20 protein-coding genes are annotated in these 23,247 nt (G+C 62.4%); 3 read left to right on the forward strand and 17 right to left on the reverse strand.

Going from position 1 to position 23,247, the window contains the following annotated elements; all coding sequences use genetic code 11:
- Positions 1–98: 98 nt before the first annotated feature.
- The 3 genes from O0882_RS27490 to argJ are packed head-to-tail and all read right to left on the reverse strand — an operon-like array spanning position 99 to position 2,634.
- A complete protein-coding gene (locus tag O0882_RS27490; RefSeq protein WP_289953172.1) occupies positions 99–521 on the reverse strand; it encodes an NUDIX domain-containing protein in 423 nt (140 codons plus the stop codon).
- Positions 518–1,399 (reverse strand): ATP-binding protein, encoded by an 882-nt coding sequence (locus O0882_RS27495; protein WP_289953174.1) that lies wholly within the window; start codon positions 1,397–1,399, stop codon positions 518–520. Before O0882_RS27495 ends, O0882_RS27490 begins: the two co-directional genes overlap by 4 nt.
- Positions 1,396–2,634, reverse strand: coding sequence for a bifunctional glutamate N-acetyltransferase/amino-acid acetyltransferase ArgJ (gene argJ, locus O0882_RS27500; RefSeq protein ID WP_289953177.1), 1,239 nt, complete (start codon positions 2,632–2,634; stop codon positions 1,396–1,398). The genes O0882_RS27495 and argJ overlap by 4 nt, the downstream gene beginning before the upstream one ends.
- 344 nt (positions 2,635–2,978) lie before the next feature.
- Between argJ and O0882_RS27505 the strand changes: the two genes are divergently transcribed.
- Entirely contained in the window at positions 2,979–4,172 is a 1,194-nt protein-coding gene (locus tag O0882_RS27505) for an alpha/beta hydrolase (protein ID WP_289953180.1), read from the forward strand.
- A gap of 78 nt (positions 4,173–4,250) precedes the next feature.
- Here the strand turns inward: O0882_RS27505 and secA are convergent, their stop codons facing one another.
- Positions 4,251–7,019: a preprotein translocase subunit SecA gene (secA, locus tag O0882_RS27510; protein WP_289953181.1), complete on the reverse strand. Its 2,769-nt coding sequence runs from the start codon at positions 7,017–7,019 to the stop codon at positions 4,251–4,253.
- Positions 7,020–7,286: 267 nt separating this feature from the next.
- Here secA and O0882_RS27515 point away from each other — a divergent pair, with 267 nt between their 5' ends.
- Positions 7,287–7,796 carry a DciA family protein gene (locus O0882_RS27515; RefSeq protein ID WP_289953184.1) on the forward strand — a complete coding sequence of 170 codons (510 nt, stop codon included), beginning with the start codon at positions 7,287–7,289 and terminating at the stop codon, positions 7,794–7,796.
- A 109-nt stretch (positions 7,797–7,905) separates the two neighbouring features.
- Here the strand turns inward: O0882_RS27515 and lpxC are convergent, their stop codons facing one another.
- From lpxC to O0882_RS27530, 3 genes are all read right to left on the reverse strand, one after another.
- Complete coding sequence (gene lpxC / locus O0882_RS27520; protein ID WP_096233908.1) at positions 7,906–8,841, reverse strand: UDP-3-O-acyl-N-acetylglucosamine deacetylase; 936 nt, start codon at positions 8,839–8,841, stop codon at positions 7,906–7,908.
- Between the two features lie 75 nt (positions 8,842–8,916).
- Entirely contained in the window at positions 8,917–9,759 is an 843-nt protein-coding gene (locus tag O0882_RS27525; protein ID WP_289953249.1) for a DMT family transporter, read from the reverse strand.
- Between the two features lie 149 nt (positions 9,760–9,908).
- A complete protein-coding gene (locus tag O0882_RS27530) occupies positions 9,909–10,682 on the reverse strand; it encodes a helix-turn-helix transcriptional regulator (protein WP_289953189.1) in 774 nt (257 codons plus the stop codon).
- Positions 10,683–10,786: 104 nt separating this feature from the next.
- Here O0882_RS27530 and O0882_RS27535 point away from each other — a divergent pair, with 104 nt between their 5' ends.
- Positions 10,787–11,554, forward strand: a complete 768-nt coding sequence (locus tag O0882_RS27535; protein ID WP_289953191.1) for a class I SAM-dependent methyltransferase — start codon at positions 10,787–10,789, stop codon at positions 11,552–11,554.
- A gap of 122 nt (positions 11,555–11,676) precedes the next feature.
- Here O0882_RS27535 and O0882_RS27540 read toward each other — a convergent pair whose 3' ends face one another.
- From O0882_RS27540 to mraY, 10 genes are all read right to left on the reverse strand, one after another.
- Positions 11,677–12,183: a peroxiredoxin gene (locus O0882_RS27540; protein ID WP_289953193.1), complete on the reverse strand. Its 507-nt coding sequence runs from the start codon at positions 12,181–12,183 to the stop codon at positions 11,677–11,679.
- A 183-nt stretch (positions 12,184–12,366) separates the two neighbouring features.
- A complete protein-coding gene (gene ftsZ, locus O0882_RS27545; protein WP_219135103.1) occupies positions 12,367–13,575 on the reverse strand; it encodes a cell division protein FtsZ in 1,209 nt (402 codons plus the stop codon).
- Positions 13,576–13,729: 154 nt separating this feature from the next.
- Positions 13,730–14,962 (reverse strand): cell division protein FtsA, encoded by a 1,233-nt coding sequence (gene ftsA, locus O0882_RS27550; protein ID WP_010394955.1) that lies wholly within the window; start codon positions 14,960–14,962, stop codon positions 13,730–13,732.
- A gap of 45 nt (positions 14,963–15,007) precedes the next feature.
- Positions 15,008–15,826: a cell division protein FtsQ/DivIB gene (locus O0882_RS27555; protein WP_116743239.1), complete on the reverse strand. Its 819-nt coding sequence runs from the start codon at positions 15,824–15,826 to the stop codon at positions 15,008–15,010.
- A 1-nt stretch (position 15,827) separates the two neighbouring features.
- Positions 15,828–16,796 carry a D-alanine--D-alanine ligase gene (locus tag O0882_RS27560; protein WP_289953196.1) on the reverse strand — a complete coding sequence of 323 codons (969 nt, stop codon included), beginning with the start codon at positions 16,794–16,796 and terminating at the stop codon, positions 15,828–15,830.
- A 1-nt stretch (position 16,797) separates the two neighbouring features.
- Complete coding sequence (murC, locus tag O0882_RS27565) at positions 16,798–18,201, reverse strand: UDP-N-acetylmuramate--L-alanine ligase (protein WP_289953198.1); 1,404 nt, start codon at positions 18,199–18,201, stop codon at positions 16,798–16,800.
- 10 nt (positions 18,202–18,211) lie between these two features.
- Entirely contained in the window at positions 18,212–19,306 is a 1,095-nt protein-coding gene (murG, locus tag O0882_RS27570) for an undecaprenyldiphospho-muramoylpentapeptide beta-N-acetylglucosaminyltransferase (RefSeq protein ID WP_289953201.1), read from the reverse strand.
- The gene (ftsW, locus tag O0882_RS27575) at positions 19,303–20,514 is read right to left on the reverse strand and encodes a putative lipid II flippase FtsW (RefSeq protein WP_096233901.1); all 1,212 of its coding nucleotides are present in this window, start codon (positions 20,512–20,514) and stop codon (positions 19,303–19,305) included. Before ftsW ends, murG begins: the two co-directional genes overlap by 4 nt.
- Positions 20,514–22,070, reverse strand: coding sequence for a UDP-N-acetylmuramoyl-L-alanine--D-glutamate ligase (gene murD, locus O0882_RS27580; RefSeq protein ID WP_289953207.1), 1,557 nt, complete (start codon positions 22,068–22,070; stop codon positions 20,514–20,516). The genes ftsW and murD overlap by 1 nt, the downstream gene beginning before the upstream one ends.
- Positions 22,070–23,245, reverse strand: coding sequence for a phospho-N-acetylmuramoyl-pentapeptide-transferase (mraY, locus tag O0882_RS27585; RefSeq protein ID WP_071079386.1), 1,176 nt, complete (start codon positions 23,243–23,245; stop codon positions 22,070–22,072). The genes murD and mraY overlap by 1 nt, the downstream gene beginning before the upstream one ends.
- Positions 23,246–23,247: the final 2 nt, after the last annotated feature.

The raw sequence follows: 23,247 nt of genomic DNA on the forward strand, positions 1-23,247 counted from the left end.
GCAAGCACTGTAGCGCAAAGCGCGCGCGATACAAGGAAAGTCACAGGAAAGCTTGCGCCAGCGCGCAGCAAGGAGCTGCCCGCTGGCACGATTGAACATCAGGCCAACGCCAGGGATTCCCGGCGCACCTCATCGAGCCATTCCAACAGGGGAATGGTGGCAGGCAGCAAAGGTTCCACGCCGACCGTGCCCTGCCAGGCGAACGCTTGCCCTTCCAGGCTTTGCGGCTCGCCCCGCCATTCGCGGCTGATATAGAAATGCAGGCGCACATGGGCGTGCGGATACACATATTCGACGCCGCACCAGGCCTCGGCACTGTCGATATATAAACCCAGTTCCTCGACAAATTCGCGTTTCAAGGCGTCAAAAATGGCTTCGCCCGGCTCGACCTTGCCGCCCGGGAATTCCCAATAGCCGTCATACGGCTTGCCGGCCGGGCGCTGGCCCAGCAGCACGTCGCCATTCGGCTTCATCAGGATGCCAACGGCGACGTCCACCGGTTTCACTTTCACATCGCTCATTGCGGCAACTTTCCCGCAGGTAGTTTCCCAGCATAATCGCGCGCGAATTGCCAAGCGACACGGCCCGAACGCGAACCGCGCTGCAAGGCCCAGCGCAGGGCGTCGCCGCGCGCTGCCGCGATCTGCTCCGGCGTGCAGCCGAACGAGGCGAGCCAATGGGCCGCGATATCGAGGTAATCATCCTGCTTGAACGGGTAGAACGACAGCCACAGGCCGAAGCGCTCGGACAGCGAAATTTTTTCTTCCACCGTCTCGCCCGGATGCAGATCGCCGTCGTCGTCCGTCTTGTAGCTGGTATTGTCCGACATGCGTTCCGGCATCAGATGACGGCGGTTCGAGGTGGCATAGATCAGCACATTGTCCGATTGCGCGGCGATGCTGCCATCGAGCGCCACCTTCAGCGCCTTGTAGCCGCTCTCGCCCTCTTCGAACGACAGGTCGTCGCAAAAGATGATGAAGCGTTCGGAACGCGCCGCCACCAGGTCGACGATGTCGGGCAGGTCAGCCAGATCCGCCTTGTCGACTTCGATCAGGCGCAGGCCCTGGCCGGCAAACTGGTTCAGGCAGGCCTTGATCAGCGAGGACTTGCCCGTGCCGCGCGCACCCGTCAGCAGCACGTTGTTGGCCGGGCGTCCGCTGACGAACTGGCGCGTGTTCTGTTCAATTTGCGCTTTTTGCGTACCGATATTGTGCAAGTCGTCCAAGGCGATGTTCGACACGTGGGCCACCGCCTGCAAATGGCTGGCGGCGCCCTGGCGCCGGCGCCAGCGGAAGGCAAAACTGGTCCAGTCCGGCGCGGGCGTCGCCTGCGGCAGAATCGCCTCCACGCGCGCCAGCAAGCTTTCCGCGCGCAGCAGGAATTGATCGAGACCGGTCATGAGCGGTAGTCGGCGTTGATCGACACGTAGTCATGCGACAGGTCGCAGGTCCACAGGGTGGCCGTGGCATCGCCGCGCGCCAGCTTCACGCGGATGGTGATTTCGCTTTGCTGCATCACGCGCTGGCCATCCTGTTCCTGGTAGTCGGGATTGCGGCCGCCATTCTTGGCCACCCACACGTCGTCCAGGTACAGATTCAATTGACCCACGTCCAGGTCGTCCACGCCCGCGTAGCCGATGGCGGCCAGGATGCGGCCCAGGTTCGGATCGGAGGCGAAGAAGGCCGTTTTCACCAGCGGCGAATGGGCGATGGAATAGGCGATCTTGCGGCACTCTTCCACGTTGCGGCCGTCTTCCACGGTTACCGTCATGAACTTGGTCGCGCCTTCGCCGTCGCGCACGATCGCTTGTGCCAGGAAGGTCGACAGTTCGGTCACGGCAGCGGCCAGTGCCGCATAGTGCGGCGAGTCGATGGAATCGATGACCAGGCTGCCCGCGCCCGTGGCCACCAGCATGAACGAGTCATTGGTGGACGTGTCGCCGTCGATGGTGATGCAGTTGAACGATTTGTCGGCCGCCTGCTTCACCAGCTGGTCCAGCACCGGTTGCGCCACGGTGGCGTCAAACGCGAGGAAACCGAGCATGGTGGCCATGTTCGGCTTGATCATGCCGGCGCCCTTGCTGATGCCCGTCAGGGTCACCGCGTGGCCACCGATGGTGACCGTGCGCGAGCCGGCTTTCGGCTGCGTGTCGGTGGTCATGATGGCTTCGGCGGCCGAGAACCAGTTATCCGATGTCAATGCCGATACGGCTTGCGGCAAGCCGGCCACCAGGCGCTGCACGGGCAGCGGTTCGAGGATCACGCCGGTGGAAAACGGCAGGATTTGCTGCGGCGTGCAGCCCAGCAGCTCGGCCAGTGCGGCGCAGCTGGCCTGCGCGTCGGCCAGGCCCGATTCGCCCGTGCCCGCATTCGCGTTGCCCGTATTGACCAGCAGCGCGCGGATAGGCGCGGCGCCGGCCGTCACGGCGGCCAGGTTGGCTTTCGCAATTTGCACGGGCGCGGCGCAGAAGCGGTTCAGGGTGAACACGCCAGCCACGGTGGCCGTCGGCGCCAGTTTCAATACCAGCAAATCCTTGCGGTTGGGTTTCTTGATGCCGGCTTCGGCAACACCGATTTCAATGCCGGCGACGGCTTTCAAGTCGGCGGCGACGGGCTTGGGAGAATTGACGGCCATGGTGATTTCTTCTGCGAGGGAAAAGGGAAGCGCTATTGTAGCGCCTTCGCGGCGCCGTTGAACATACGGCAAATGAATAGTCGCAACGGTCCCGGCGGCGCCGCAGCGGGTCGGCAGCGTGGCCAGGTTTGCGATTTATCAGAACCATGCCACCTGGCGGCGCTAAGGTAGGGGGATGGACGATGGTGAATCATGCGATCGCACCGGCCAGAGAGGATGTCATGGCGCATGCTCAGTCAAACCGAATGCAGCACAGCGATGCGGGTCTGTCATGTCTGTTGCGTCTGTTATGCCTGCTGGCCTGGTTGACGGCCTGTACGGTGCAGGATGGCGTGGCGCACCGTATGGACGGTGACTCTGCCGCACTGGCATCCGAAGTACCGCCTGCGGCAGAAGCTCCACCGCCTGCCAAGGTAGCGCGGCCATCGACGATCAGGCCGTCGGGCAGCGCATGGTCGGGCATGGATGGCCTGCTGGGTAACCTCGGCAATCTGGTCGGCAGCACCGGCAGCGGCGGCACGCTGGCGTCCGGCAACGAGACTGCGCCAGCCGGTGCCATGCACGTCACCGTGTATTACGCCACCGACAGGCAATACCAGGCCAGCAGCCACAATTATGGCTGGCAGCCCAACCGCGCGGCGCCCTACCTCAGCTATGGCAGCGTCGTGGTGAGCATCCCTGAAAAAAGAGCGCCGGGCGAACTGCCGTTGCCGCCCTGGTACGCCATCCTTTCCAGCGATAATGCGCAAAAATATGTGCTGATCAAGGGAGCCACGCGCCTGTCGCGCGCGGATTTTCTCGCCGCCGTCAAGGCCAGGATACAGGCTGCCCCGGAACGGCACGCCGCCTTCATCTACATCCATGGCTACAGCAACTCGTTTGACGACGCGGCCCGGCGCACGGCGCAGATGGCGGTCGACCTCGATATCGGCGCCCTGCCCGTGTTCTACAGTTGGCCGTCGAAAGGCACCCTGGCCGGCTATGAATTCGACGAAAATTCCGCCGAATGGACGCAGGCGCACCTGCAGGCCTTCCTGGACGACTTCGCGGAACATTCTTCCGCCACGGATATCTACCTCATCGCCCACAGCATGGGCAACCGCCCGATGACCGTGGCCCTGGCCAACCTGCTGGAAAAACGCCCCGACCTGCTGCCCCTGTTCAAGCAGGTGGTGCTGGCGGCACCGGACATCAATGCCGATGTCTTCCGCGACCAGATCGCCCCCCGTTTTGCCAGCCTCAAGCTCCCCACCACGCTGTACGCGTCCGCGAACGACAAGGCCATCCGCGCTTCCTACACCTTTGCCGACTGGGACAGGATAGGCGACATCCGCGGCCCCGTCGTCGGCATCCCCGGCATGGAACTCGTCGATGCCTCGACCGTCATCATGAACTTCATGGGACACGATTACTTCGCCAGCAACCGCGTCTTGCTGACCGATATCGCCACCATGATCAAGACGGGGCAACGGGCAAGGAACCGTGGCGGCTTGAAAGGCATTCCGTCGCAGGCGCCGCAATACTGGGCCTTTCCATGAACACGCAGCTCATGCCATCGCGGACATAAAAAAACGGAGACCGCGGTCTCCGTTCTTGTTCAAGCTGTCAAACCGGCTTTACGCCAATTTTCCATGACAGGCTTTGTACTTCTTGCCGCTGCCGCAAGGGCATGGGTCGTTGCGGCCCACTTTGACACCCATGCTCACGCTCATGTCGTCGACGTTGTCCGTGTTGCCGCCTGCCGCAGGTGCCAGCAGTTCTTCCGGCGCCGCGTTCGGGTCGAATTCGGCGTGCTGGTAGTGCACGTTTTCCACGTGCGACTGCTGCATCGCCTGTTCGGCCGCATCGACTTCTTCGCGCGACTGGATACGCACCGTCATCACGTGTTTCGTGACGTCGTTCTTGATCATGTCGAGCATCTGGCCAAACAGTTCAAACGCTTCGCGCTTGTATTCCTGTTTCGGGTTCTTCTGCGCATAACCGCGCAGGTGAATACCCTGGCGCAGGTGATCGAGCGCCGCCAGGTGTTCGCGCCAGTGGCTGTCCACGCTTTGCAGCATGGCATTGCGCTCGAAGCCGCCAAACGATTCCTTGCCGACGATATCGATCTTCGACTGGTACACGGCATCGGCCGCGACCAGCACTTTTTCCAGGATCTCTTCGTCCGTCAGGGTCGAATCGGCTTCCAGCATTTGCTGCAACGGCAAGTCGAGCTGCCATTCGCTGGACAGGGTATTTTCCAGGCCCTTGATATCCCACTGCTCTTCCACCGATTCGTGCGGCACGTACTCGTGCACCAGGTCGGTGAACACGCCATGGCGCAGCGAGCCGATCATCTCGGAAATATCGGTCGTTTCCAGCAACTCGTTACGCTGCTGGTAGATGACCTTGCGCTGGTCGTTGGCGACGTCATCGTATTCCAGCAATTGCTTGCGGATGTCGAAGTTGCGCGCTTCGACCTTGCGCTGGGCCGATTCGATCGAACGCGAGACGATGCCTGCCTCGATCGGTTCGCCTTCCGGCATTTTCAGACGGTCCATCACGGCGCGCACGCGGTCGCCGGCGAAGATGCGCAGCAGCGCGTCGTCGAGCGACAGGTAGAAGCGCGACGAGCCCGGATCGCCCTGGCGACCGGCACGGCCACGCAGCTGATTGTCGACGCGACGCGATTCGTGGCGTTCGGTGCCGATGATGTGCAAACCGCCCGCATTGACCACATGGTCATGCAGCGATTGCCACTCATCGCGCAAGGTCTGCGACTGGGCGGCCTTGTCGGCATCGCTCAGTTCAGGATTGGCTTCGATGAACTTGATCTGGTTCTCGACGTTGCCGCCCAAGACGATGTCCGTACCGCGACCGGCCATGTTGGTGGCGATGGTGATGGCTTTCGGACGGCCTGCCTGGGCGATGATTTCCGCTTCGCGGGCATGCTGTTTCGCGTTCAGCACGTTGTGCGGCAAACCGGCCTTGGTCAGGATGCCCGACAGCAATTCCGAGTTCTCGATCGAGGTTGTACCGACCAGCACTGGCTGGCCGCGCTCATAGCAGTCGCGGATGTCGTTCAACATCGCGTTGTATTTTTCCGCCGACGATTTGTAGACCTGATCCTGGCGGTCCTTGCGCTGCAACGGACGGTTTTGCGGGATCACGACCGTTTCCAGGCCGTAGATTTCCTGGAATTCGTATGCTTCGGTATCGGCCGTACCGGTCATGCCGGCCAGCTTGGCGTACATGCGGAAGTAGTTCTGGAAGGTGATCGAGGCCAGGGTCTGGTTCTCGTTCTGGATCTTGACGCCTTCTTTCGCTTCGACGGCCTGGTGCAAGCCATCGGACCAGCGACGGCCCGTCATCAGACGGCCCGTGAATTCGTCGACGATGACGACTTCACTGTTCTGCACCACGTAGTGCTGATCCTTGAAGTACAGCGCATGCGCGCGCAGGGCCGCATACAGGTGATGCACGAGGGTGATGTTGGCCGAATCGTACAGCGAAGCGCCTTCCGGCAGCAGGCCCATTTCCATCAGGATGCGCTCGGCCTTTTCGTGGCCCGCTTCCGTCAGCAGCACCTGGTGCGCCTTTTCATCCTTGGTGTAGTCGCCCGGCACGTCAACCTTGCCCTTGCCGTCCGGCGTTTCTTCGCCGATCTGCAAAGTCAGCAGCGCAGGCACTTCATTGATCTTGTAGTACAGGTCCGTGTGGTTCTCGGCCTGGCCCGAAATGATCAACGGCGTACGCGCTTCATCGATCAGGATCGAGTCGACTTCATCGACGATGCCGAAGTTCAGGCTGCGCTGCACGCGCTCGCGCGCTTCGTAGACCATGTTGTCGCGCAAGAAGTCGAAACCGAATTCATTGTTCGTGCCATACGTGATGTCGGAGTTGTACGCCTGCTGCTTGGCGCTGTGCTCCATCTGCGACATGTTCACGCCAGTCGACAGGCCCAGCCACGCATACAGGCGGCCCATGGTCTCGGCATCGCGCTGCGCCAGGTAATCATTGACGGTCACGATATGCACGCCCTTGCCCGACAAGGCATTCAGGTAGGCTGGCAAGGTTGCCATCAGGGTCTTGCCCTCGCCCGTGCCCATCTCCGCGATCTTGCCAAAATGCAAGACCATGCCGCCGATCATCTGCACATCGAAGTGGCGCATGCGCAGGACGCGCTTGCTGGCCTCACGGCAGACGGCAAATGCTTCCGGCAACAAGGCATCGAGCGATTCGCCAGCGGCGATGCGTTCCTTGAAGGCAGGCGTCTTCGCTTGCAGCTCGGCATCCGACAGCTTTTCGATGGCCGGCTCGAGCGCATTGATCTCGCGTACCGTTTTTTGGTATTGCTTGAGCAGCCGCTGGTTGCGGCTACCGAAAATCTGGGTCAGTAATGACATGCTTGAATTCTTGAAAAAACGCCGTTAAAAAAAGCTCGGTAGGTGACAACGAGGTAACAATCGCGTGACCGCACGGAGTTCGACTATGGCAAAAGACGATGATTTTATCATGCGTTCCCGCCAAGGTTGGGCTAATGCACCATATAACAATAGCTTAATGACAAACAAATGGCAGAAATTGCGGACATTTTCCATACTGTAAGGCAATACGGCCGGCCAGCCTGCGCCGCACTCGTCATGCGCGGGCGAGTGTGCTATGTTTCGGCCATGCGAACTCCCACTTATTCGAAGGCAGAACGCCGCGGCTACGGCTTTGCCCGTTCAGGCCCGGCCGCGACGGGCGCGACCGACTTTCTGCGCGGCAATGCGACGATGGCGTCCCTGATGCCCACCGTCACGCGCCTGGCCGCCCTGCAAAAAGATTGCGCCAAGGCCTTGCCGGCGATGTTCGAGCATTGCGACATCCTGCAATTCGAGGGTGGCCAACTGGTGCTGGCCACGCCGAACGCGGCGCTGGCGGCCAAGCTCAAGCAGCAATTGCCGAAATTGCAAGGGGAACTGGAAAGAAAGGGCTGGCAGATTTCAGGCATCAAGCTGAAAGTGCAGGTCATCAAGAGCATCGCGCCCATCGTGCATACACGGGCGCTGGTCTTGCCGGAAAAAGCCATGACTGCCCTGGAAGAGCTGAGCACGGCCCTGCCCGCGTCGAAGCAGAACGAGCAATTGATCGCGGCGCTGCGCAATATGGTCCGCCACCACCGCGAACCTAAAGATTAGCAATGCCAGGCGGCAGCACGTAGGTCAGATTAGGCCCTTCGGGCCGTAATCCGACAACATTGTTGGCGCCTGCGGGGTTGTCGGATTACGGCCTGCGGCCTAATCCGACCTACGTCAACGACCACTCGCGCTCCATTTGACGCAGGTAAGACTGCGGCGCCGCCTCGTTGGTATCGAACGAGACGATTTCATACGCTTCCGGCTGTTCCAGCAGCGCCAGCAGCAGCTGGTTGTTCAGTGCGTGGCCGGACTTGTGCGCCGTGTAATACGCCAGCAAGGGGTGGCCCACCAGGTACAGGTCGCCGATGGCGTCGAGGATCTTGTGGCGCACGAACTCGTCTTCATAGCGCAAGCCATCGGCGTTGAGGATGCGGTATTCATCCATGACGATGGCGTTTTCCAGCGAACCGCCACGCGCCAGGCCCATGCCGCGCAAGCTTTCCACGTCCTGCATGAAACCAAAGGTGCGCGCGCGCGCCACGTCATGCACATACGACACGTCGCCGAAGTCGACGGAGGCGCGCTGCATCGTGCCATCGACGGCCGGATGATTAAATTCGATGAAGAAATCGAGCTTGAAGCCGTCGTACGGCGACAAGCGCGCCCATTTCTCCGCGTCACCCTTGCCGTGACGTACTTCCACGGGTTTGATGACCTTGATGAATTTCTTCGGCGCCTGCTGCTCTTCCACGCCAGCCTGCTGCAGCAGATAGACGAAGGACGAGGCGGAACCATCCATGATGGGAATTTCTTCCGCATTCACGTCAATGACCATATTGTCGACGCCCAGGCCGGCCGCCGCCGACATCAGATGTTCCACGGTAGAAACCCTGGCGCCATCCTTGATCAGCACGGAAGCCATGCGCGTATCGCCCACGGCCATGGCGCTGGCGGGAAACTCGACGATGGGATCGAGGTCGATGCGGCGAAACACGATGCCCGTGTCGATCGCGGCGGGACGCAAGGTCAGTTCCACCTTGGTGCCAGAGTGCAAACCGACACCGATGGTGCGGACCTGTTGTTTGATAGTGCGTTGTTTTAACATCTGTCGATTATATCTATTTGCTGAATGTTCGTTACGGCGCGGCATGGGCCAAGCCAGAAAAACCACATCCGGCCGTCATGGATGTTCGCTTTCCGCATGCACGGCTTCACGGCGCACCAGATAAATGCCGCTGCCGATGATGATGGCCGCGCCGATCAGGGTGTATTCATCGGGCAAGGCGCGCCACAGCAGCCAGTCCAGGGCCATGCCCCAGGCCAGGGCCGAGTATTCGAACGGCGCCACGCTGGACGCCTTGCCATGGCGAAATGCCTCCGTGATGGCCAACTGGCCCAGGAAGCCGCTCAGCGACAAACCCGCCAGCAGCCACCAGTCTTCGCGGCGAATGCTCACCCACTCATGCGCCGACAGGGCCACGCCGCCTGCGGCCATCATCACCATCAGCCAGAAGACCATGCTTTCGCTGGCGTCCGTGCGGCTCAGGATGCGGCCCGTGACGGCGGATATCGCATAGCAGGCGGCCGAACCCAGCACGGCCAGGCCGGCCAGCGAAAAGAATCCCGAGCCATCGGGGCGCAGCGCCACCAGCACGCCCAGCAAGCCCACTGCGATGGCGCACCAGCGCGCCAAGTCGACTCGTTCCTTCAGGATAAACACCGACAGGATCGTGATCAGCAAGGGCGCGACGAAAAACAGCGAATACGCCTCGGCCAGCGACATGCGCTTCAAGCCATACGCGAACAGGGTAATCATCATCACACCGAGCGCGCCGCGCAGCAAGTGCAGTGGCCAGCGCACTTGCAGCACATTCTTGAAAGCGCCGCGGTACAGCAGGTACAGGCACACGAGCGGCAAGGACGACAGCGCGCGCAAGGCCGTCACCTGCATGGCCGGATAATGGGCGGACAGCAGCTTCATGGCCGTGTCCATCAGGGAAAACATGGCGACAGCGATCAGCATCACATAGATGCTGCGCAGGTTTTGGTTGCGGGATAGCAGGACAGACTCCGGGCAAAAGAACGGGACCGTCATCATGGCGACGGCCGGAGCCAGGACCGGTTGGCAAGGCCACACCGTCAGCCCGATTATAGCAAGCGCGACCGTTTACCTTATGACACCGGCAACAGCATCACCAGTTTCAAGTCGTGCTGGCGTGCCAGGTGCAAGGTCACCTGATTGAACTCCAGCAGCCCCAGCTGCGCATGCTGGAAGCGGCGCAATCCCCCATCGCGGCCCTGCACCTGCTGCGCGCTCCACCACTGGCGAAATTCAAGGCTGGCGCCGGCCAGTTCCGCGATCAGGCCGGCCAGCGGCGCCTGGTCCGCGTGACGGCCGATATCGGCACGGAATTCCGCCACCAGCCGCTGCGCTCGTTCGGGCCAGCCGACGACGAGATCGCGCGCGCCCGCATCTTGGAACATGAAGCGCAGCTGGTTCGGCGCAGCCGCGTCGTCGTGCAGCCAGCCGGCAAACAAGGTGGACGCCGCCCCGTTCCACGCCACGGCGTTCCATGCGCGGTCGAGGATGTACGCGGGCGCGTCGATGGCGGACACGATGGCGGCCAGTTCGGCGCTGGCAAGTCCCCCGCCCTCGCCGGTGCCGTGGCTGGGGTCATGCTTGTCGGCCACCTCGAACAGATAGGCGCGCTCGGCCACGCTCAGCTGCAGCACCTGCGCCAGGCGGGCCAGCATCCTGGCCGACGCCGACACGGGCCGCCCCTGCTCCAGCCACGTCAGCCAGGTGGGACTGACGTCGCACAGCTGCGCCAGCTCTTCGCGCCGCAAGCCAGGCGTGCGGCGGCGCCCACCTCCAGGCAAGCCGGCCATGGCGGGGGTGACGGCTTCGCGCCGGGCGCGGATGAATTCAGCGAGCTTATTCGACATCAGATACCTGCATGGTAGTAGATATACCAGTATAAGTTATGGTCTTGTTACAGGATAATTTTACCCCTATTCTGCAGGAACTCACCCATCAACAGGAGAAAACCATGCAGCAGCACGATGTCGTTACCGAACAGTTTGGCAAGACGGCGAATGCCTACCTGAGCAGCGCGGTACACGCGCAAGGCGCCGACCTGGTGCTGATGCAGGAATGCGCGCGCCGCCATGGCAAGCCGGCCGTCCTGGACCTGGGCTGCGGCGCCGGCCACGCCAGCTTCGCCGTCGCTCCCGTGGCGCAATCGGTCGTCGCGTACGACCTGGCGCAACCCATGCTCGACGTGGTCAACTGCGCCAGGGTGCAGCGCGGCTTGCACAACATCCGCACGCAACAGGGCGATGTGGCCCGTTTGCCGTTTGCCGACGCCAGCTTCGACATGGTCGTCACGCGCTTTTCCGCGCACCACTGGAACGACGTGGCCGCGGCCCTGGCGGAAGCCTGGCGCGTGTTGCGCCCAAATGGCACTTTATTGGTGGTCGACATCGTCGCGCCCAAGACGGCCCTGTACGACAGCACCCTGCAGGCGGTGGAAATGCTGCGCGACGCGTCGCACGTGCGCGACTACCGCAGCTGCGAATGGGGCGCCAAGTTTGATAACGCGGGCTTTACGCACAGCTTGCGCAGCGTGTGGAAGCTGACGATGCAGTTCGACGAGTGGGTGGCGCGCATGCGCACGCCAGGCGAGAGAGTGGCGGCCATCCGCAACCTGTTCGATGGCGCACCCGAAGAAGCGCGCCGGTATTTTGCGCTGCAGGACGATTATTCGTTCAGCATCGACGCGGCCATGTTCGAGGCGACAAAACCGCAGGTGCAATAAAAATGGGGTCGGACCCTTTGGGTCCGACCCCAGATTTTGATTTGGGTTGGCAGCAGGCTTTAGCTGGGCATTAACCCTACATCAATTGCTGGGGTCAGACCCCAAGGGTCTGACCCCGACCATCAAGCCAGTTGGCCCAGCAGCGTCTCGGCATTCGACACTTCAAACTTGCCGCCCTGCTCGACGTTCAATTGCGTCACGACGCCATTGTCGACCAGCATCGAGTAGCGCTGCGAGCGCGTGCCCATGCCGTGCTTGGAGAAATCGGCGTCCAGGCCCAGGGCCTTGCTGAAGGCGGCATTGCCGTCAGCCATCATGCGAATCACGCCGGTGGCTTTCTGGTCGCGGCCCCAGGCGCCCATCACGAACGCGTCGTTGACGGAGATGCACCAGATTTCATCGACGCCTTTGGCTTTCAGGTCGGCAGCGTGCTGCACGTAGCCTGGCACGTGCTGTGCGGAGCAGGTCGGGGTGTAGGCGCCTGGCAGGCCGAAGATGGCGATCTTCTTGCCCTTGACCAGGTCTTGCACGTTGAACGTGTTCGGGCCCAGTGCGCAACCTTCGGTTTCGCTTTCGATGAATTCGGCCAGGGTGCCTTCTGGCAGGGTGTCGCCGATCTTGATGGTCATGTTGACTCCTTGTGTACTGTCGGTTGAGGATGCTGCCGGCATGATGCCGACACTGCGCGATAGTATGCCTGACTTGCCGTATTTGTGCAGAAAGTGGCCGCAAAGGCAAAGGCAAAAGTCAAAAAACGGCAAAAAAAACGGCGACCCTCAGGCCGCCGTCATCCTTGCTTGCATCAAACCACCTTAATCAGCCTGTTTGCGCAGGAAGGCAGGAATGTCATACGTTTCCATGCCATTCTTTTCCATCGCGCGCACTTGCTCGGAAGCCGATTCGCGGCGCCATACCGCCGGCGCCTTCATGCCGTCGAAACCGGCTGCCGGCGTGGCCACGCCAACCGTCGTCGTCGCCGCTTGCGCGCTACCCATGGCAGCCGAAGGGGTCAGCGGGCTGTTGTGGGTACCGGTGCGCAGCACTTGCTGCGGTACCAGCTGGATGTTTTTCTTGGCGCGGCCCAGGCCCGTGGCCACCACGGTGACGCGGATGTCGTCGCCCATGGCGTCGTCGTAGGCGATACCTTGCGCGATCGACGCGTCCGGCGCGGCAAACGCGCGCACGGCAGCCATGACTTCCTTGATCTCTTTACCTTTCAAGCCACGGCTGGCCGTGACGTTGACCAGCACGCCGCGCGCGCCGGACAGGTCGATGCCATCGAGCAGCGGCGAAGCGACAGCCTGTTCGGCGGCGATGCGCGCGCGGTCGACGCCGGAAGCGGTCGCCGTGCCCATCATGGCCTTGCCCTGCTCGCCCATGATGGTTTTCACGTCGTTGAAGTCGACGTTGATATGGCCCGGCACGTTGATGATCTCGGCAATACCGGCCACCGCGTTGTTGAGCACATCATCGGCGTGCTGCATCCATTCCAGCATGCTTTCGTCCTCGTAGATCTCTTCCAGTTTTTCATTGAGGATGATGATCAGCGAATCGACGTGCAGCGACAGCTGCTCCAGGCCTTCGTCGGCGATGTCCATGCACTTCTGGCCTTCGTACGAGAATGGCTTCGATACCACGGCGACCGTCAGCGCGCCCAGTTCCTTGGCCACTTCGGCCACGATAGGCGCTGCGCCCGTGCCCGTGCCGCCGCCCATGCCGGCGGCGATGAAAACCATGTGCGCGCCGCGCAGCGCGTCGGCGATGCGCGCGCGCGATTCCTCGGCCAGCTGGCGGCCGACGGCAGGCTTCATGCCGGCGCCCAGGCCGGTATCGCCGATCTGGATGATGTTGTGCGCCTTCGATGTCGACAGGGCCTGTGCGTCGGTGTTGGCGGCAATGAACTCCACACCCGACATGCCTTTGTTGATCATGTGTTGGACTGCATTGCCACCCGCACCGCCGACGCCGACGACCTTGATGACGGTACCTATAGCTGTGTTATCGACCATATCGAACTCCATGATGTGCTCCTATCAGATGCGGTTTCCAAGCGCCAGGCCTCATATTGGTAGGAGAACTGGAGATTGAAAACTGCGGTTAAATATAAAATAAAGTTATGTGTGTGTACCTGCGATGCTGCCAAAAAACCTGTGCTGCCGGGCGAAAATCATGCCCTTAAAAATTCCCTAAAAACCATTCCTTCATGCGCTGCCAGACTGCCTTCACCGAGCCGTCCTGACGCGTCACGATGTGGCCGCGCAGGTATTGCTTCTTCGCTTCCAGCAGCAGACCCAATACCGTGGCATAGCGCGGACTGCGCACCACGTCGGCCAGCTGGCCCCGATACTCGGGCGTGCCCAGGCGCGCCGGTTTCAGGAAAATGTCTTCCGCCATTTCCACCATGCCGGGCATGATGGAAGTGCCGCCCGTGAGCACGATGCCCGACGACAGCACGCCTTCATAACCGGATTCGCGCACCACCTGGTGCACCATCGCGAACAGCTCCTCGACGCGCGGCTCGATCACTGCCGCCAGCGCCTGGCGCGACAGGTTGCGCGGGCCGCGGTCGCCCAGGCCAGGCACTTCCAGCGATTCGCCGGGGTCGGCCAGGACCTGCTTGGCCACGCCATAGCGGATCTTGATTTCTTCCGCTTCCGCGGTCGGGGTACGCAAGGCCATGGCGATGTCGTTGGTGATCTGGTCGCCGGCGATGGGAATGACTGCCGTATGGCGGATCGCGCCATCGGAGAATACCGCCACATCGGTCGTGCCGCCGCCGATGTCGATCAGCACCACGCCCAGTTCCTTCTCGTCGGGCGTGAGCACCGCATCGGCCGAAGCCATCGGCTGCAGGATCAGGTCCGACACTTCCAGGCCGCAGCGGCGCACGCACTTGACGATGTTCTGCACTGCCGACACGGCGCCGGTGACGATATGCACCTTCACCTCCAGGCGGATGCCGCTCATCCCGATAGGCTCGCGCACATCTTCCTGGCTGTCGACGATGAACTCTTGCGGCACCGTGTGCAGCAATTGCTGATCGGTCGGAATGTTAACCGCTTTTGCCGTCTCGATGACGCGCGCCACGTCGGTCGCCGTCACTTCCTTGTCCTTGATGGCCACCATGCCGCTGGAATTGAAGCTGCGGATATGGCTGCCCGCAATGCCCGCGTACACATTGCGGATCTTGCAGTCAGCCATCAGCTCGGCCTCTTCCAGCGCGCGCTGGATGGATTCCACCGTGGCCTCGATATTGACCACCACGCCCTTTTTCAGGCCCTTCGATTCGTGCTGGCCCAGCCCGATCACTTCGTGGCGTCCGTCGGACATCACTTCGGCTACCACCGCCACCACTTTCGAGGTGCCGATGTCGAGGCCGACGATCAGGTTTTTCGCGTCTTTTGTCATTTCTGTCGCCTAGTTTTTTGGGCTATTGTTAAATTGATTATTCGGTTAAGTCGGTTTTTTAATCGGACTGCCATTCTTCTTCCTGATCGCTGGCGCCGGCCGGCCATCCTTGCCTTCGGCCGGTATCACCAGGCCGGCGGAACTGAGCGCCAGGCCATTCTGGTAGCGCATATCGATCGTGTCGATATTCTCCAGCCGGCTCGCCAGCTGCGGGTAGATGCCCACCAGCCGGTCGACCCGCGCCTTCAGGGTCGTATGATTCTGCTCGCGCCCCAGCGCCACGCTCATGCCGTTATCCAGTTTCACCGTCCACGCATAGCGGCTCGACAGCGACAGCGATTCAGGCACCATCTTCAAAGGTGAAAACCACTTTGCCAGCTGCACATAGGTGGCCAGCACTTCCTTCTCGCTGCCATCAGGGCCGGCGAAGGCAGGCAATTCATGGTCGTCTTCGGCTTCGGCCACATTGGCCGTAAAGACGTCGCCCTTGACCGACAGCAAACGCCCGTCCTCGCCCCAGGTGCCCAGCGCTTCGTGTTCTTCCAGCGCCACGATCAGCTGGTTCGGCCACTCGCGCCGCACACTGGCACGGCGCACCCAGGGCACCGATTCGAACACGCCCCGCACGCTTTCCAGGTTGGTCGTGAAGAAATTGCCCTTGATGCGGCCCAGAGTGCCGCTACGCAGGGTCAGGTAATTCACGTGACGCAGGCCCTTGTCGTCCGCGCTTTCCACCTTGATCGTGCGCAGGTCGAACATGGGACGCTGCGACACCCACCAGACGCCGGCCGCCACGCACACGACCAGAACGGCGGCCAGCAAGCCGTTGGCGGTCGTATTGAGGCTTTTAGCGTCATGCCACATATCAGCGCTGTCCCTTGTGCATTTTCAGTCGCGCGCCAGCGACGATTTCCAGGCACAGGTCTTCATAGCTGATGCCCACCGCGCGCGCCGCCATCGGCACGAGCGAGTGACCCGTCATACCAGGCGAGGTATTGACTTCCAGCAGGAACAGCTTGCTGTCGGCCGCGCGCATCAGCACGTCCACACGTCCCCAGCCTTCGCAGCCGAGGGCGCGGTAGGCTGCCACGGCGATGCGCTCCATTTCCGCCACGATCGCCTGGTCCAGCTGCGGCGGGCAGAAATACTGCGTATCGTCCGTGAAGTACTTGTTCTGATAATCGTAATTGCCTTGCGGGGCGACGATCTCAATCGGCGGCAGCGCGCGTGCCGTGGCACCCTGGCCCAGGATCGCCACGGTGAATTCGCGGCCCTTGATGAATTCCTCGGCCAGCACCGAATCATCGAGGCCGGCGGCAATATCGTAGGCCGCCTGGAAAGCCGATGCTTCGTTGACGGTGGTGATGCCGATGCTCGATCCTTCGTGCGGCGGCTTGACGATCAGTGGCAAGCCCAGTTCCGCGGCGACCTTGGCCAAGTCGGAGCTATCATTGAGCACCGCGTACTGCGGCGTCGGCAGCTGGTGCATCAGCCAGATCATCTTGGTGTAGACCTTGTCCATGCCCACCGCGCACGCCATCACGCCGCTGCCCGTGTAGGGGATGCCCAGTTGTTCCAGCGCGCCCTGCAGGCTGCCGTCTTCGCCGAAGCGGCCGTGCAGCGCGATGAAGACGCGGTCAAATTGCTCAGCGGCCAATTCGGCCAGGCTGCGTTCACCCGTGTCGAACGCGTGCGCGTCCACGCCACGGCTTTTCAGTGCCGCCAGCACGCCCGTGCCGGACATCAGCGACACTTCGCGCTCGGCAGAGCTGCCGCCGAACAGGACGCCGACCTTGCCCAATTGTTTAACGTCGATAGCTGAAGCTTGGTTCACGTCAGGCCTTTACAGTGTTGGATGGATACGTTGTCAGTTGTTGCGGGATGCCGCTGATCGAGCCCGCTCCCATGGTCAGTACGACGTCGCCGTCGCGCGCCACGCTCATGATGGTGTCTGCCATGTCTGTCATGGACTCGACGAAGATCGGTTCGATCTTGCCGCGCGCGCGCAGCGCATGCGCCAATGCGCGGCCGTCGGCGGCGACGATAGGCGCTTCGCCTGCCGCATACACTTCGGACAGCAGCAGCACGTCGGGCGCGCCGAGCACCTTGACGAAATCCTCGAACAGGTCGCGCGTGCGGCTGTAGCGGTGCGGCTGGAAAGCCAGCACCAGGCGACGGCCAGGATAGGCGGCGCGCGCAGCGGCCAGGGTCACTTCCGTTTCCACCGGATGGTGGCCGAAATCGTCGACCAGCGCGAAGCTGCCGCCATTCGGCAGCGCCACGTCGCCATAGCGCGTGAAGCGGCGGCCCACGCCGGAAAACTCGGCCAGGCCCTGCTGGGTGGCGCTGTCGGCGATGCCGATTTCGCGCGCGATGGCGATCGCCGAGCAGGCATTTTGCACGTTGTGCATGCCAGGCTGGTTCAGCACCACGTCGAGATCAGGATAGCCTTCCTGCAGCACCGTGAAATGCATTTCCAGGCCCACGGCGCGCGCGTTGATGGCGCGCACTTCGGCGTCCTGCGCGAAGCCATAGGTGGTGACCGGCTTGGTCACGAAGGGGATGATGGCGCGCACGTGCGGATCGTCGATGCACAGCATGGCGCGGCCATAGAAAGGCAGACGGTGGGTGAACTGCACGAACGCCTGCTTGAGCTTTTCGAAATCGTGCTCGTAGGTGTCCATGTGATCGGCGTCGATGTTCGTGATCACTTCGATCATCGGCGTCAGGTTCAGGAACGAGGCGTCCGACTCATCGGCTTCGGCCACCAGATAGTCGCCCGAACCGAGCTTGGCGTTCGCGCCGGCGCTGGTCAAACGGCCGCCGATCACGAAAGTAGGATCGAGACCTCCCTGCGCCAGCACGGACGCGACCAGGCTGGTGGTCGTCGTCTTGCCGTGCGTGCCGGCGATGGCGATGCCGCGTTTCAGACGCATCAATTCACCGAGCATCACGGCGCGCGGCACCAGCGGGATCTTGCGCGCGCGCGCGGCCACCACTTCCGGATTGTCTTGCGGGACGGCGCCCGACGTCACGACCGCATCGGCGTCGCCGATGTTCTCGGCCGCGTGGCCGAGCATGACCGTCGCGCCCAGGCTCGCCAGGCGCTGCGTCGCCGCATTGCTGCCCAGGTCGGAGCCCGACACCTTGTAGCCCAGGTTGACCAGCACTTCGGCGATGCCGCTCATGCCGCTGCCGCCAATGCCGACAAAGTGGATATTGTTTACTTTATGCTTCACAGAGCTAACCTCATGCCAGTTTTTCCAATACGTGTGCGATCGCCTCATTGGCGTCGCGCTTGCCTGCTGCCAGTGCCGCCTGCGCCATCTGCTGGCAGCTGTCGCGCGTCAAAGACGCCAGCAAGGCGCTCAGCGACGCCGCACTCATTTCCGTCTGCGGCAGATGAATCGCCGCGCCTTGTTTGGCCATCCATTGCGCGTTGTCGCGCTGGTGACTGGTGGTCGACGCCACCAGCGGCACGAGCACACTGGCCACGCCGGCCGCCGTCAATTCCGACAGGGTGATGGCGCCAGCGCGGCAAATTACCAGGTCGGCCTCGGTATACGCCTTGGCCATGTCGTCGATGAAGTCGACCACATTGGCTTGCACGCCCGCCTGCGCATACGCGGCATGCAGGGCGTCGATATTCTTCTTGCCCGACTGGTGCGTCACCAGCGGACGTTCGCCCTCCGGCATCAGCGCCAGCGCGGCAGGCAGATTGTCGTTCAGCGCTTTCGCGCCCAGGCTGCCGCCCACCACCAGGATGCGCAGCGGCCCGCTGCGGCCCGCAAAGCGGGACGCTGGCGGCGCCATGGCGAGGATCTCGGCGCGCACGGGATTGCCCGTGACGACGGCCTTGCCCGCGGCGCTGCCGAAATCGGCGGGAAAACCGAAGCACACCTTTTGTGCCAGCGGCACCAGCGTCTTGTTCGACAGCAGCAGCGCCGCGTCGGCATTGACCAGCACCAGCGGTACGCCCTTCAGGCGCGCCATCAGGCCGCCCGGCACGGTCACGTAGCCGCCCATGCCCATCACCACGTCCGGCTTGCGGCTGGCGATGAAACGGCGGATGGCAAAAAAGCTCGCCAGCATCCTGAAGCCGCCTTTGACCGTGTGCGCCAGACCCTTGCCGCGCATGCCGGAAAATTCGATGGCGTCCATGGGAATGCCGCTCTTCGGCACCAGTTCCTGCTCCATGCCATGGGTCGTGCCCAGCCAGCTCACTTCCCAGCCGCGCGCGCGCATGGTCTGCGCAATCGCCAGGCCAGGAAAAATATGGCCGCCGGTGCCGGCCGCCATGATCATCAGTCTTTTCGTCGTTTTCAAGTTCGTCACGTTGTTCATAGCCGGCCTCCGCGCATCAGAATCCGGTTTTCGTAGTCGATGCGCAGCAAAATCGCCAGGCCGATACAGTTAATCAGTACGCCCGTGCCGCCATAGCTCATCAAAGGCAAAGTCAGGCCCTTCGTCGGCAGCAGGCCCAGGTTCACGCCCATGTTGATGAAGGTCTGCACGCCGATCCAGATGGCGATGCCTTTCGCGGTCAGGCCGGCAAAGGTCTGGTCGATGGCGATCGCCTGGCGGCCGATATCGAACGCGCGCTTGATAATCCAGTAGAACATGCCGATCACGATCAGCACGCCCACCAGGCCCAGTTCCTCGCCGATCACGGCCAGCAAGAAGTCCGTATGCGCTTCGGGCAGGTAGTGCAGCTTTTCCACGCTGCCGCCCAGTCCCACGCCAAACAGCTCGCCGCGCCCGAAGGCGATCAAGGAGTGCGTCAGCTGATACGCCTTGTTCAGCGCATTGTCTTCCTGCCACGGATCGAGATACGCAAAAAACCGCTCGCGGCGGAATTTCGACAAGGCGATGATGGTGACGAAAATCGCCGTCAGCATGGCGCCGATGCCGCCGAACCAGATGGCGTTGACGCCGCCCAGGAACAGGATGCCCATGGCGATGCAGACGATCACGCCGAAGGCGCCCAGATCGGGCTCCATCAGCAGCAACAGGCCGACGAAGCTGACGGCCAGCGCCATCGGCATGAAGCCCTTGGTCAGCTTGTGCATGTATTCCTGCTTGCGCACGGTGTAATCGGCAGCGTACAGCACCATCACCACCTTCATCAGCTCGGACGGCTGCGGCCGCAGGCCCGGCAGATTCAGCCAGCGGCGACCGCCGTTGACCGACACGCCCAGGCCCGGTATCAAGACCATCACCAGCAGCACCAGGGTGCCGATGAACAGCCACGGCGCCATCTTTTGCCAGGTGGCCACGGGAATGCGGAACACCAGCGCGCCGACGATGATCGATATACCGATGAACAGCGCCTGGCGCACGACGAAATAGTTGTTGGTGTAGGCGGCGAACTTGCGCGCGTCCGACAGCGAGATCGACGCCGAATACACCATCACCATGCCCAGCAACATGAGCAGCAGGACCACCCACACCAGCGGCTTGTCATAGTCCATCATCTTCGATTGCCGCGCGCGGCTATCCAGCGGCTTGGCAGCCGAGCCGGAACCAAAGCTGAAGGGCAGTTGGAAAGCCATCAGATATCCTGTCCGTTTTCCAGCGCGATGTCGCGCACGGCGTCGACAAATACCTGCGCGCGGTGCGCATAGTTCTTGAACATGTCCAGGCTGGCGCAGGCGGGCGACAGCAGCACGGCATCGCCGGCCAGCGCCAGGCTGCTGGCGCGCTTGACGGCCTCCGGCAAGGTGGCGCAGTCGATGATGTCCACGCCAGCCGGCTCCAGAGCAGCGCGCAGCGCTGGCGCATCGCGGCCGATCAGCACCACGGCACGCACGTAGCGCGACACGGGTTCAGCCAGCGGCGAAAAATCCTGCCCCTTGCCGTCACCGCCGGCGATCAGCACCAGACGCTGTTCCGCACCGCCAAACGCCTTGCCCAGGCCGAACAACGCAGCCACGGTCGCGCCCACGTTGGTGCCCTTGCTGTCGTCGTAGTATTCGACTTCACCCACGGCCGTGATCAGCTCCACGCGGTGCGGCTCGCCCTGGTATTCGCGCAAGCCATGCAGCAGCGGTGCGAACGGCAGGCCGATGGCACGGCACAGGGCCAGTGCCGCCAGCGCATTCGAGGCATTGTGCTGGCCGCGGATTTTCAGCGCATCGGCCGGCATCAGTTTCTTGGCCGTCGTCGGCACCGGTTCCGGCGCCGGATCGTTCTTCTTGCGTTTTTTCTCGATGACTTCTTCACTGGGCACGGCTTGCGCCAGCCAGAAGATGCCCCGTTCATTCACCAGGCCAAAGCTGTCCACGTCAAGCGGCTCGCCCGTGCCGAAGGTGATCGTCGCGGCCAGCGGATCGGCCATGTGCATAACTAACGCATCGTCGCGGTTCAGGATGCGCACGGTCTGGTCGCCGAAGATGCGTGCCTTGTCGCTCGCATAAGAGGCCATGTCGCCATGCCAGTCCAGGTGATCCTGCGACAGATTCAAGACCGTGGCCGCATCGGCCTGCAGGCTGAACGTCGTGTGCAGCTGGAAGCTGGACAACTCCAAAATCCACGCCTGCGGCAAGGTGCTGGCGACGGGTTCCGCCGCCTCAGCGTCCGCATCGACCGGCAGCGGCGCGGGCTCGGCATCGAGTACCTCGCGCAGCACGTCCAGCGCCGCCGGGCTGATATTGCCGGCCACGCGCGTGGCCAGGCCGGCGCGTTCGCACAGCAAGCCAACCAGGCTGGTGACCGTCGTCTTGCCGTTGGTGCCCGTGATGGCGATGACTTTCGGCGCATAGCCGCGCTCCGCCTTGAGTGCGGCCAGTGCCTGCGCGAACAGTTCGATCTCGCCCCACACGGGGATATTTTTTTCAACAGCGGCAGGTGCAATCTGCGCCAGTTCGCGGCCCGGCGCCAGGCCGGGGCTGACGGCGACAAAATCGACGCCATCGAGCAGCTCGGCCGTGAAGGCACCGGCGATGAACTGCGCCTGCGGCACGGCAGCCTGCAGCGCGGCCAGGCGCTCAGGCGCCTCACGCGTGTCAGCCACGCGGACTAGAGCACCGCTGCGGGCCAGCCACAGGGCCATGGCCAGGCCCGACTCCCCGAGGCCCAGTACCAGTGCGGTTTTAGCGTCGTACATCATCAGCGCAGCTTCAAGGTGGTCAGGCCGAGCAGCACCAGCATCATGGTGATGATCCAGAAACGCACGACAACCTGCGTCTCTTTCCAGCCTTTTTGTTCAAAATGGTGATGCAGTGGCGCCATCAGGAAAACGCGGCGGCCAGCGCCATAGCGCTTCTTGGTGTACTTGAACCAGACGACCTGGATAATCACGGACAGCGTTTCGACGACGAAGATGCCGCCCATGATGAACAGGACGATTTCCTGGCGCACGATGACGGCGACGGTGCCCAGTGCGCCCCCCAGGGCCAGCGCGCCCACGTCGCCCATGAACACTTTCGCGGGGTGCGTGTTATACCAGAGGAAGGCCAGGCCGGAACCGGCCAGCGCGCCGCAGAAGATCACCAGTTCGCCGGCGCCTGGAATGTGCGGAATGAACAGGTAGCGCGCATACGTGGCGTTACCCGTCAGGTAGGCGAACAGGCCCAGGGCCGTGCCCACCATCACGGTCGGCATGATGGCCAGCCCATCCAGGCCGTCCGTAAAGTTGACGGCGTTGCTGGTGCCGACGATGACGCAGTAGGTCAGCGCGATGAAGCCCCAGACACCCAGCGGATAGCTGATGGTTTTAAAGAAGGGCACGATCAGATCGGCTTTCGGCGGCAAGTCCATGGCGAAGCCGGACTGCACCCAGGCGTAGATCAGATTCCACACGTGGCCCGCATCGGGTTCCGACACGGAGACGGAAAACGCCAGGTAAAACGCGGCGACGATGCCGATCAGCGACTGCCAGAAGTATTTTTCGCGCGAGCGCATGCCTTCCGGGTCCTGGTGCACCACCTTGCGGTAGTCATCGGCCCAGCCGACGGCGCCAAAGCCCAAGGTGACGATCAAGACCGGCCAGATGAAGCGGTTCGACAGGTCGGCCCACAGCAGGGTGGAAATGCCGATGGCGATCAGGATCAGCACACCGCCCATGGTGGGCGTGCCGTGTTTTTTCAGGTGCGTCTGCGGACCGTCCGTGCGCACGGCCTGGCCGACCTTCATGCGCGTGAGCATGCGGATCACGGCGGGACCGGCGCACAGGCCGATCAGAATCGCCGTCAGGGTGGCAAAGACGGCGCGGAAAGTGATGAAGTTAAAGACCCGCAATGGGCCAATGTCGTCCTGGAAATAATGAGCGAGCCAGAGCAGCATGA

The sequence above is a fragment of the Janthinobacterium sp. SUN073 genome, assembly GCF_030397665.1.
Classification (GTDB): Bacteria; Pseudomonadota; Gammaproteobacteria; order Burkholderiales; family Burkholderiaceae_D; genus Janthinobacterium.